Consider the following 10,897-nt stretch of genomic DNA (forward strand, 5'->3'; position numbering starts at 1 on the left):
GACAAGCCATGATCAGGCCGTGGTGTTAACTTCGATCTCCATGACAAGGCACCAGCCAAGACCAACCGGAGACGAAGATGAATGCACCTAAGGAAGCCCGCAGCGGCCTGAACCAGGCCATCCGCAATGCCATGCTGATCGACGGCGAGTGGCGCCAGGCCGAGTCCGGCGAGACCTTCGCCGTGTTTGATCCCGCCACCGGTGAGGAGATCGCGCGCGTGCCCGCGGGCGGGGCGGCGGATATCGATGCGGCGGTGGCCGCGGCCGGGCGCGCCTTTGCTGGCGGCACGTGGCGCGCCATGATGCCGGCCCAGCGCGAGCGCCTGCTGCTCAAGCTGGCCGACCTGGTCGAGCAGCACGGCGACGAACTGGCCCGGCTTGAAACGCTCAACAATGGCAAGCTGCTGGCGTTCTCGCAAGGCCTGGAGGTGGGCGGCAGCGCGCAATGGCTGCGCTACATGGCCGGCTGGGCCACCAAGATCGAAGGCAGCACGCTGGACGTATCGGTACCGTTTCCCCCCGGCACGCGCTATAGCGCCATGACCCGGCGCTCGCCGGTGGGCGTGGTGGGCGCCATCGTGCCGTGGAATTTCCCCTTGCTGATGGCGGTCTGGAAGATCGCCCCGGCCCTGGCCTGCGGCTGTACCGTGGTGCTCAAGCCGGCCGAGGAAACGCCGCTCACCGCGCTGCGGCTGGCCGAGCTGGCGCTGGAAGCGGGCTTCCCGCCGGGTGTGCTGAACGTGGTGACCGGCGACGGCGTGCCCGGCGCGGCGCTGGTGGCGCATCCCGGCGTCAACAAGATTACCTTCACCGGTTCCACCGAAGTCGGGCGCCTGATCGGTGCGCGCTGCGGCCAGGATATCCGCCGCGTGTCGCTGGAGCTCGGCGGCAAGAGCCCGGTCATCGTGCTGGATGACTGCGATCCCGCGCATGCCATCCAGGGCGCGGCCGGCGCCATCTTCTTCAACCAGGGCCAGGTCTGCACGGCCGGCTCGCGCCTGTATGTGGCGCGCCGCCACTATGACCAGGTGGTCGAGGGGCTGGGCAAGGTGGCCAATGCCACGGTGCTGGGCTCCGGGCTCGATCCTGCCAGCCAGATGGGGCCGCTGGTGTCGTCGCGTCACCGCGACAAGGTCATGGGGCTGATCGGCACCGGGCGCAGCGAAGGCGCGGACATCGTCGCGGGTGGCACTGCGCTGGACCGCCCCGGCTATTTCGTGCGGCCCACCGTGGTGGCCAACGCCGCGTGCAAGGACCTGACGCTGGTGCGCGAGGAAGTCTTCGGGCCGGTGGTGGTGGCCATGCCGTTCGACGATCCCGAGGCCGTGCTGGCCGAGGCCAACCGGTCCGAGTATGGCCTGGGCGCCAGCATCTGGAGCAACGACCTGCGCGCGGTGCAGCGGCTGGTCGATGGCCTGGATGCCGGCACGGTCTGGGTCAATACGCACAACATCGTGGACCCCAACATGCCTTTTGGCGGATACAAGGCCTCCGGGGTCGGGCGCGAGCATGGCCGCTCCGCCATCGAGGCCTACACGGAGATCAAGTCGGTCTGCATGGCTTACTGAGCGGCATCGCCGCGCGTGGTGGGGGAGTTCGCGCTGCGGGTAATCCCGAGTGTGTAAAACCTAGCCCTGCGGCCATTCTTAGGTCTGCTGCAATCCGGTGGCGCGACGGGCGATGTCCGTCGCGCCATTGGCCAGCCGCTGGCATAGAACCAGCCTGGCTTCCCCCCGAAGAAGAAGCAAAAAAAAGAGGAGACACAATGAGCCAAGAACCCGAGCGGGTTATCTCCTGCTGGCCGCGCGTTGCGCAGCGCGCTGGCAATCAAGCAGGCCTGTCGCGCAAGGTGGCAGTGCTGGTAGCGGGGCTGGCGGCGTTCTCGCTGGCGGCGGCGCAGGCCAGGCCGCCGGCCAAGGTGGCCAGCGCCGATCACATCCGTACCGTCACCCGAAGCGTCGACGGCGCCTTCATTGAAGGCAACGCCGCCAAGACACCCGACTGGCCCAGCTACGGCCTGGACTACGCGGAAACCCGCTTCAGTCGGCTCTCGCAGATCAATGCCGACAATGTGAAGGACCTCGGGCTGGCCTGGTCCTACGATCTCGAATCCACGCGCGGGGTGGAAGCCACGCCGCTGGTGGTCAACGGCATCATGTACGTCAGCGCGTCGTGGAGCGTGGTGCATGCCATCGACACCCGCAGCGGCAAGCGCATCTGGACCTTCGACCCGAAGGTCGACAAGTCGATCGGCTACAAGGGCTGCTGCGACGTGGTCAACCGCGGCGTGGCGCTGTACCAGGGCAAGGTCTTTGTCGCCTCCTATGATGGCCGCTTGATCGCGCTCGATGCCGGCACCGGCCGCAAGCTGTGGGAGAAGGACACCATCATCGACCGCACCCACTCGTACACCATCACCGGCGCGCCGCGGGTGTTCAAGGGCAAGGTCATCATCGGCAACGGCGGCGCGGAGTACGGCGTGCGCGGCTATATCACCGCCTACGATGCCGGCACCGGCGAGCAGAAATGGCGCTGGTTCACCGTGCCCGGCGACCCCAGCAAGCCGTTCGAGGACGAGTCGATGGCCAAGGCGGCCAAGACCTGGGACCCGGCCGGCAAGTACTGGGAAGCCGGAGGCGGCGGCACTGCGTGGGACACGCTGGCCTTCGACCCCGAGCTCAACCTGATGTACGTGGGCACCGGCAACGGCTCGCCCTGGTCGCGCAGCAAGCGCAGCCCGGCCGGCGGCGACAACCTTTACCTGGCTTCCATCGTCGCGCTGGATCCGGATACCGGCAAATACGTCTGGCATTACCAGGAGACGCCCGGCGACAACTGGGACTACACCTCCACCCAGCCCATGATCCTGGCCGACCTGAACATTGGCGGCAAGGCACGCAAGGTCATCCTGCACGCGCCCAAGAATGGCTTCTTCTTCGTCATCGACCGCACCAATGGCCAGTTCATCTCGGCCAAGAACTTCGTCGATGTGAACTGGGCCAGCGGCTATGACCAGAACGGACGCCCGATCGAGCTGCCGGCGGCACGCGCCACCGACAAGCCCTATGACGCCATCCCCGGGCCTTACGGCGCGCACAACTGGCATCCGATGTCGTTCAACCCGCAGACCGGCCTGGTCTACCTGCCCGCGCAGCATGTGCCGCTCAACCTGATGGACGACAAGAACTGGACGTTCAATGGCAAGCAGCCCGGCCAGCCGCACGGCAACGTGGGATGGAACACGGCGAAGTTCCTCAATGCCGAACCGCCCACCAGCCAGCCCTTCGGGCGCCTGATCGCCTGGGACCCGGTGCAGCAAAAGGCCGTCTGGACGCAGGAGCAGGTCTCGCCGTGGAACGGCGGCACGCTCACCACCGCCGGCAACCTCGTGTTCCAGGGCACGGCCGATGGCCGCTTCATCGCCTACAACGCCGCCACCGGCGCGAAGCTGTGGGAGTCGCCCACGGGCACCGGCGTGATCGCGGCGCCCGTGAGCTATCTGGTGGACGGCAAGCAGTACGTGTCCGTCGCCGTCGGCTGGGGTGGCGTCTACGGGCAGGCCCAGCGCGCCACCGAGCGGCAGGGGCCGGGCACCGTCTACACCTTCGCGGTTGGCGGCAAGGCGCCGATGCCCGCGTTCGTGCAGTACCGCGCGGGTGAATTGCTGTCGGGCGTGAAGTACGACCCGGCCAACGTCGCGGCGGGCACGGCGCTCTACGTCAGCAACTGCGTGCTCTGCCACGGCGTGCCCGGCGTGGATCGCGGCGGCAATATCCCCAACCTCGGCTATATGAATACCGCCTATATTCAAAATCTCGACAAGTTCATCTTCAAGGGACCCGCCATGGCGCGCGGCATGCCAGACTTCACCGGCAAGCTGAGCGCGGACGATGTCGAGAAGATCAAGGCGTTTATCCAGGGCACCGCGGACGCCATCCGGCCCAAGGCCCAGGCAATGGCCAAGTAGCGACCGGGCAGGCCGCCTGCACAGCAGCAAAGGAAGCCATCAACAAACTCAAGGCAGGGATATGGCAGGCAACAAGGGCGGTGGGCGAAGCAGGAAACGGGCTTGCGCGGAGGCTTCGCACCGCCTGCGCTGCCTGGCGGCGGCGATGCTTGCCGTCGCGCCCGGCGCGGCTTTTGCCGAGGAAATGCTGCCAGACGTGGTGGTGAGCGTCAGCCGCGCCGAGCAGACGCGCTTTGACGCGCCGGCCGCGATCGACAGCGTTCCGGTCGATTCGCTGAGCGCGGCCAGCCCGTTGGTCAACCTGTCCGAGCTGTTGCCGCTCGTGCCCGGCGTGGCCGCGCGCGAGCGGCAGAATTACGCGCAAGACTTGCAGCTAGCGGTGCGCGGCTTTGGCAGCCGCTCCACCTTCGGCGTGCGCGGCGTGCGGCTGTTCGTGGACGGCATTCCCGCCACCATGCCGGACGGGCAGGGCCAGGCCTCCACCGCCGATCTCACCAACGCCAGCCGCATTGAAGTGTTGCGCGGCCCCTTCGCCCAGCTCTACGGCAATGCGTCGGGCGGTGTCGTGCAGATTTTCACGCCCGATCCGCCCAAGGCGCCGATGGCGCGCGCCACCACCGGATTTGGTTCCGACGGGCAATGGATGGCCGGCGTGACGGTGGGCGGCGGCAACGACAAGATCGGCGGCGTGCTGGATGCATGGACATTCGAGACCGACGGCTACCGCGACCACAGCGCGGCCCGGCGCCGCCAGCTCAACGCCAAGGTGGTGGCAGAGCCGGTCACCGGCACCCGCGTCACGCTGTTGTTCAACGCCTTCGACCAGCCCCAGGCGCAGGACCCGCTCGGCCTCACGCGCGCCCAGGCCGACGCCAACCCGCGCCAGGCCGTGTCGCTGGCCACGCAGTTCAATACCCGCAAGACCGTGCGGCAGAACCAGGGCGGCGTGCTGGTGGAGCAACGGCTAAGCGAGCAGGACAACCTTGAGTTCCGCCTCTACGGCGGCACCCGCGAGCTCACCCAGTACCTGGGATTCAGCGGCATCGCGCCCTCGTCGGCGGGCGGCATCGTGGATATCGACCGATCCTACGGCGGCGGTGCGATGTCATGGCACCACAACACCACGGTAGCCGGACTGCCTTTGCTATGGAGCGCCGGCGTGGACGCCGACGGCATGCGCGACGCGCGCACCGGCTTCGTGAACCAGAACGGCTTGCAGGGCGCGCTGCGCCGCGACGAAACCGACAAGGCCGGCAGCCTGGGCGCCTTCGCCCAGTTCGACTGGACCTGGAATCCCTCCTGGCGGCTGGTCGGCGGCGTGCGCGCCAGCCAGGTCAAGCTGCGCATCGACGATCATTACATCACCGCCGCCAGCCCCGACGACAGTGGCACCGCCACCTACAACAACGTCAGCCCGGTGCTCGGCGTGGTCTGGCAGGCGGTGGACTCGCTCAATGTGTACGCCAACCTTGGCCGCGGCTTCGAAACCCCAACACTGACCGAAGTCGCCTACGGCCGCGGTGGCATCGGCACCAACCTCGGGCTGCAGCCCTCCACCAGCCGCCAGGGCGAGATCGGCGTCAAATGGCAAGGCAAAGGGCAACGGCTGGAAGCCGCGGTGTTCGATGCAGGCAGCCACAACGAGATCGTGCCGCTGTCCAACGACAACGGCCGATCCGTCTACCAGAACGTCAACGGCGTGCACCGGCGCGGTCTGGAGCTGGGATGGCGCGGCACCTACGGCCCCGGCGAGCGCTACGGCACCGGCCTGGCCTACACCTGGCTCGACGCCTACTTTGGCRACGCCTTTCGCAATGCGCAGGGCGCAACGGTAGCCTCCGGCAACCGTCTGCCCGGCACCGCTCGCCACAGCCTGTTTGCCGAGGCCACGTACAAGCCGCTGGCCGACCTCACGCTGGGCGTGGAAATGCGCGTGGAAGGGCGCGTGTTCGCCGACGACCTCAACACGCAATATGCGCCGGGTTACGCCACCTTCAACCTGCGCGCTGGCTATCAATTCCGCGTGGGGCGGATGCGCTGGTATGCCTTTGGGCGCATCGATAATATTGCCGACCGGCATTACATCGGGTCGGTGATCGTGAACGAGAGCAATGGCCGGTATTTCGAGCCGGCGCCGGGGCGKCGGTTTTTTGTGGGGCTGCGGGCGGAGATCTGAGTGGTGGCTGGGCTGTCCGCCCGCCACATTACGCCGTTGCCGCGCGCGGAAGCATCAGTCTGCGCCGTACCTGGCAGAGCGCGGACCATACAGGATGCCGCCCGGGCTGCCGGCCGACAGCAGCTTCTGGCTCGTAGCTCCCGCTACCGAATAGCTCGCATCCGACACGCTGTTGATCACCTGCGCGACCGCTGCAGCCACGAGCATCCCAACCAGGCCGCCGCCGGCGTTGCCCGATTGGCTGTTGGATGCCGACGCGTCGCCAGCCCAGAGCGTGCCCCCTGTGCGCAAATCCACGAGCTTCGCCTTCGCGCTGACGACCGTGGCGCTGCTGACCACCTGGTACTTCGTCCCATAGTCCGTCACCGTGATGTAGAGGGCAGCATCCGCGCCGAAGATGTCTCTGAGCTTCGGCGGCGGGACAGCGTGGATATCAGCTGGCGTCGTCAGGCCATTCTGGCGGAACGTCTCATCCACCAGGGCCACCGGCAGCACGTAGTACCCGGCCTCGGCAAGCGGATAGCTGACCTGCGACAGCATGCTGTAGGTCGCCGTGACGTCAGGCGACTCGTTCAGCGGGGGCAGGACCAGGATCGAGCGTGGCTTGCTTTCCTTGAAGGCGGCGTAATCGACATGCTTGGGTGGCGCCGCGCACCCGGAGGCCAGCGCCGCGACGGCCAGGAACGCGAGCGCGCGTTTGATCAGATCCTTCATTTCTTGCTCCCCCCTTGCTTGATGTTCTTCATCAGGAAATCCACGTAGGCGGACGACTCTGGAAACAGGGTCTTTTCCGTCTGGAACTCGCGGGCCATCTGGTCATCCTTGCCAGCATCGGCGTACAGCATGCCAAGATGGGCGTGGTAGCCCGGCGGCGGCGTATTGCCCGCAGCCATGATCTTCTGCAGATCAGTTTCAAGTGCTTCAATCTGGGCTTGCTTCGATTCGCCCTTGAAGTACTGGTAGACCTGCGGCTGGTAGCTTTCCCACTGATACAGGGACTTGGCTGGCGCGGCGCAGCCCGCCAGCAATGCGCTTGCCGTGAGCACGAGTGTCGCCAGGCGGCACGGCCGGATTGATGTCTTCACAGTTTCTCCTCTTCCTCTAGATGTTGGCGCTCAGGGGTTTCCCGGCGTCAAGGCGCCGGCCTCGACGCCGTTGACCAGGTTCGTCACGGCCTCGCGCATGGCGAGATCCAGCACCTTGCCGTTGAGGGTCGAGTCATAGCTGGAGCTGCCGCCAAAACCCATGACCTCCCGGCTAGACAGCGCGTACTCGCCCGCGCCCTGGCTGGTGAACACCACTTCCGATGTCACGATATTGACCACGTTCAGGGCGACCTTCGCATAGGCCACCTGCGACTTGCCGCGACCGAGAATGCCGAAGAACTGCTGGTCACCCACTTCCTTGCGCCCGAACTCGGTCACGTCGCCGGTAATCACGTAGTCGGCCCCCTTGAGGCGTTGCGCCTGACTCTTGATGCCCGCCTCGCGTTTGATCTCTTCCAGGTTGTCGCGGTCGAGAACATGGAAGCGGTTGGTCTGTTGCAGGTGGGTGATCAGGACGGTCTTGGCCTGGCCGCCCAGCCGGTCGATGCCATCCGAAAAACACGCCGCGCATATAGCTCGAACGGTTATCGAACTTCCCGACCGCGATCGGCGTGCGCACCCCCACGTAGGGGCGGCTGGCGCTCTCGACCTTCTGCACGGGCAACGCAGTCGATGATTCGGTCGCGCAGCCGCCAAGCAGGGCGAGCAGCCCAGCCGCGGCAAACAGCGATCCTCTTGTCAGTCTGTTCATTCGGGTTACTCCTCTTCGTTACTCAAACATGCAAACGATTCACGCCATCGGGCGAGCATCGCCTGCGCGATACCTCCGGGGCTGCGGGGCCTAAAACTCAACGCCGATCTGCGCCGCGAAGTTGGGCGCGTGCGTGCGGAAGAACTCAGGCTTGCTGACCGGCCTGCCGAGCGTCACCTCGTAGGTCAGGGCGGCGTAGCCACCCATGGCCCAGCGTCCGCGCGCCCCGATCACGGCACCCATCAGCGTCTGGCCCATCAGGAACCCGGCGGATGGGCCGCTGACATGTCCCATATCGAAGCCCACGAAGGCTTCCTGGCCCGTATTGGCGAGGTGCCAGGCCAGGTCGTTGCGCCAGGTGATGCCGTTCTCGGCGGCAAGGGTGAGTTGTTCATCGAAACCGCGCACCGAGTAGCGGTTGCCGATGACGAAGTAGTCGGACGGCAAGATGCGGGTGCGGGCGTACTGCATGCGCATGCTGCCCTGGTAGCGCAAGCGCTCCCCGGCGACCTGGAATGGCACCATCAGGCCGGCATTCGCCAGCACGATCTCCGACTTGCCATCCCAGCCAGGCTCGCCCAGCACAAAGCCAGGCGACCTGGAGTGCGCGGGCAGCGACGCGCGCCATGCCGCGCCGACATCCAGCACCGTGTTGCCAAGGTACTGACGGTGCGCGGCGCCGGCCTCGAAGCCCACGAAGTCGCGGTGCTGCACTGCGATGTCGATGCCGTCCAGGGTGGAGCTGGCAGTCTTGCGGAACACCTTGGCGTACAGGCTCGTCTTGCCCGAAGCGTTGCGCAACGGCACGTAGCCAAGTCCTGCCTCGATCTGCGTGCTGCGCCCGCCGTAGACGATGTCGCCGTCGAAACCCGCCACCGTCTGGTGGTAGCGCGACTGGTTGGCGTTGAAGAAAGCGTTCCAGTAACCAAAGGGAATGCTGTAGCTGAGCGCCGAAGAGCGGGTCCCCGCCGCGCTGTTGCCGGCATTGGCATTCGTGCTGCCGGAGAGGGTGAGGCTGTCGTAGAGGAACAGTGGCGAGTCCACCGTCAGCGTGCCGCCCATCTGATAGCGCCCGGTGTTGTCCAGTCCGGCGTTATCGCCCGTCACGAGGACATGCCAGCGCTTGCCGGTGCCCGGCTTGATGATCAGTTCCGTGTCGCCGGGGTTCTCGCCGGGCACCAGGTCGATGCCGGCATCGGCCTGCCCCTGCAGGCGGCGCATGTTCTCCGTGCCTTGGTCAAGGTCGCGCTGGTTGACCAGCCCGCCGGGGCCGGTGGGCAAGGCCATGCGCCACCAGCCGGGCGTGCCCTCGGCCTTGATACCAGAGAGGCGTCCCGCCACCACGCGCAGGCGCAATTCGCCGCTGGCGAGATTCTGGTCCGGGATCACCACGCGCGTGGTCATGTAGCCTTGGGCGAGCAGCCGCGCCGAAAAATAGTTCTGGATGGCCTCCAGCCCCTTGCCCCCAACGCATTGCGTGGGCAGGATGCCCGCCTCGGCCTGGAGCCATGCAAAGTCCTCGGCACCCTCCCAGCGCACCGTCCCGATGCGGAAGCAGGGCGACTCGGCACGCAGGATCAGCGGTCCCGCGATGCCGGCGTTGGCGGGGGAGGTCGTCAGCACATCGGGACGGGCCAAGGCACGCTCGCGCGCAGCCTCCTGCTGTTGTTCCTGGCGGCGCTCGATGGCGGCGTTCGGGGTGACAGGCGGGAAAGCGGGCCGGAAGACGGGCAGGGCCTGGGCAACCGCGAGTGTGGGCAGCGTCAGGATGAGCGGGGCAAAAGGGGAGACGCCACGCGCCTTGCGGCGCGCGTTGCGGAAGTTCATCGGCATAGGTTGTCGCGGCTTACATGTCAGGCAATTCGACGCGGAGGCTGATGATCTGGTCGGATTAAATTGCTATATGTTCATGAGGGGTGCAATCGAGTGCACGGAGAACATCACTCATTGAGGCTCTGCGAGCGAGAATAAATAGACCAGATTTTCGCGGCATCGAAAGGCGATGCCGGTGTGAAAAAATAAACCAGATCATTTTCTCCACTCCAGATTTCAGATGGCATTGTTGGCGCCAGCGCCGCTGGCCTCGTTGCCAATGCCTTCATCACGCAAGCGCGCTGCTGCATGAGTGAGGCTGGACTACGCCAAGGMCAGACGGACGATACCGAGTTTTCACCCAGATTGAAATCGGACAAATCCGAAAACGAGGGGTGAAATTTCCTATTCAATCGATTCGGAGCTGAATTTGGCTAGGTGCGGAATAGTCTGCGGCTGTTTGGGGAGACATTGCTGGTAGGCGGCCTGTTCCTGCAGGCGGCGTATGTTTCCCGTGCCCTGGTCAAGGTTGCGCTGGTTCACTAGTCACCTGGGCCGATGGGCAAAGCCATGCGCCACCAGCCGGGCGTGCCCTTGGCCTTGACACCAGAGAGCTATCCGGCCACCACGCGCGTGGTCATGTGCACTTGGGCGAGCGGACGCGCGGAGAAATAGTCCTGGATGCTGTCCAGCCTCTTGCGGTCGACGCATTGGGCGGGCAGGCTGCCGGCCTCAGCCTCGAGCCATGCGAGGTCCTCTGCATCTTCCCCGCGCACCCTGTTGATGAAGAAGCAGGGTGAGGCGGGATTGGCGGTCCCGCGCTGACGGCCATCTATGTATTTCCGTGCCTGCTATTGCTATCTTGACGCTCCATTTTTCTGGTTTTTATCCACGCGTATAAGAACCAAAGTGCGAAGACCAGCGTCCACACCAGACATAGACCGGACACAAGATAGTAGTGTTTGGTAGTGACGTTAAAGCCCAGTAGATGAAATATCGCGAGTGGAATCAACATAATCCACGGCGAAAATATTCCTTGAAATATGATCCATATTTTATTAATTACTTTCATTGTTTTTGATTATGTGGAGGGGCAGCAGAGGAGTCGGCGATCCTAGGTTGATGTCGACGGAATGAGTCTGCGG

General features: G+C 65.3%; 6 protein-coding genes and 1 pseudogene. 3 read left to right on the forward strand and 4 right to left on the reverse strand.

Annotated elements, in window-relative coordinates; genetic code table 11:
• Window positions 1-77 precede the first annotated feature (77 nt).
• The 3 genes from styD to AC1DS3_RS28645 all read left to right on the forward strand — a co-directional run bounded on the left by styD (window position 78) and on the right by AC1DS3_RS28645 (window position 6,143).
• Window positions 78-1,568, forward strand: a complete 1,491-nt coding sequence (gene styD, locus AC1DS3_RS28635; protein ID WP_441638544.1) for a phenylacetaldehyde dehydrogenase StyD — start codon at window positions 78-80, stop codon at window positions 1,566-1,568.
• Window positions 1,569-1,765: 197 nt separating this feature from the next.
• A complete protein-coding gene (locus AC1DS3_RS28640; protein WP_441638546.1) occupies window positions 1,766-3,967 on the forward strand; it encodes a PQQ-dependent dehydrogenase, methanol/ethanol family in 2,202 nt (733 codons plus the stop codon).
• 145 nt (window positions 3,968-4,112) lie between these two features.
• Window positions 4,113-6,143, forward strand: a complete 2,031-nt coding sequence (locus AC1DS3_RS28645; protein ID WP_477128421.1) for a TonB-dependent receptor family protein — start codon at window positions 4,113-4,115, stop codon at window positions 6,141-6,143.
• A gap of 54 nt (window positions 6,144-6,197) precedes the next feature.
• Here the strand turns inward: AC1DS3_RS28645 and AC1DS3_RS28650 are convergent, their stop codons facing one another.
• The 4 genes and pseudogenes from AC1DS3_RS28650 to AC1DS3_RS28665 form a co-directional block, all read right to left on the reverse strand.
• Window positions 6,198-6,857, reverse strand: a complete 660-nt coding sequence (locus AC1DS3_RS28650) for a DUF799 domain-containing protein (RefSeq protein ID WP_441638548.1) — start codon at window positions 6,855-6,857, stop codon at window positions 6,198-6,200.
• The gene (locus AC1DS3_RS28655; RefSeq protein WP_441638550.1) at window positions 6,854-7,228 is read right to left on the reverse strand and encodes a DUF4810 domain-containing protein; all 375 of its coding nucleotides are present in this window, start codon (window positions 7,226-7,228) and stop codon (window positions 6,854-6,856) included. The genes AC1DS3_RS28650 and AC1DS3_RS28655 overlap by 4 nt, the downstream gene beginning before the upstream one ends.
• Window positions 7,229-7,258: 30 nt before the next feature.
• A pseudogene (locus tag AC1DS3_RS28660) lies at window positions 7,259-7,940 on the reverse strand (CsgG/HfaB family protein).
• Between the two features lie 90 nt (window positions 7,941-8,030).
• Complete coding sequence (locus AC1DS3_RS28665) at window positions 8,031-9,773, reverse strand: ShlB/FhaC/HecB family hemolysin secretion/activation protein (protein WP_441638552.1); 1,743 nt, start codon at window positions 9,771-9,773, stop codon at window positions 8,031-8,033.
• Between the last annotated feature and the right edge of the window lie 1,124 nt (window positions 9,774-10,897).

It is taken from the genome of Cupriavidus sp. 01L46 (assembly GCF_056399905.1).

Bases quoted from the DNA above. Each gene is read 5' to 3' on its own strand.
- styD (WP_441638544.1), top strand. From the start codon at position 78: ATGAATGCACCTAAGGAAGCCCGCAGCGGCCTGAACCAGGCCATCCGC.
- AC1DS3_RS28640 (WP_441638546.1), top strand. From the start codon at position 1,766: ATGAGCCAAGAACCCGAGCGGGTTATCTCCTGCTGGCCGCGCGTTGCG.
- AC1DS3_RS28650 (WP_441638548.1), bottom strand. From the start codon at position 6,857: ATGAAGGATCTGATCAAACGCGCGCTCGCGTTCCTGGCCGTCGCGGCG.
- AC1DS3_RS28665 (WP_441638552.1), bottom strand. From the start codon at position 9,773: ATGCCGATGAACTTCCGCAACGCGCGCCGCAAGGCGCGTGGCGTCTCC.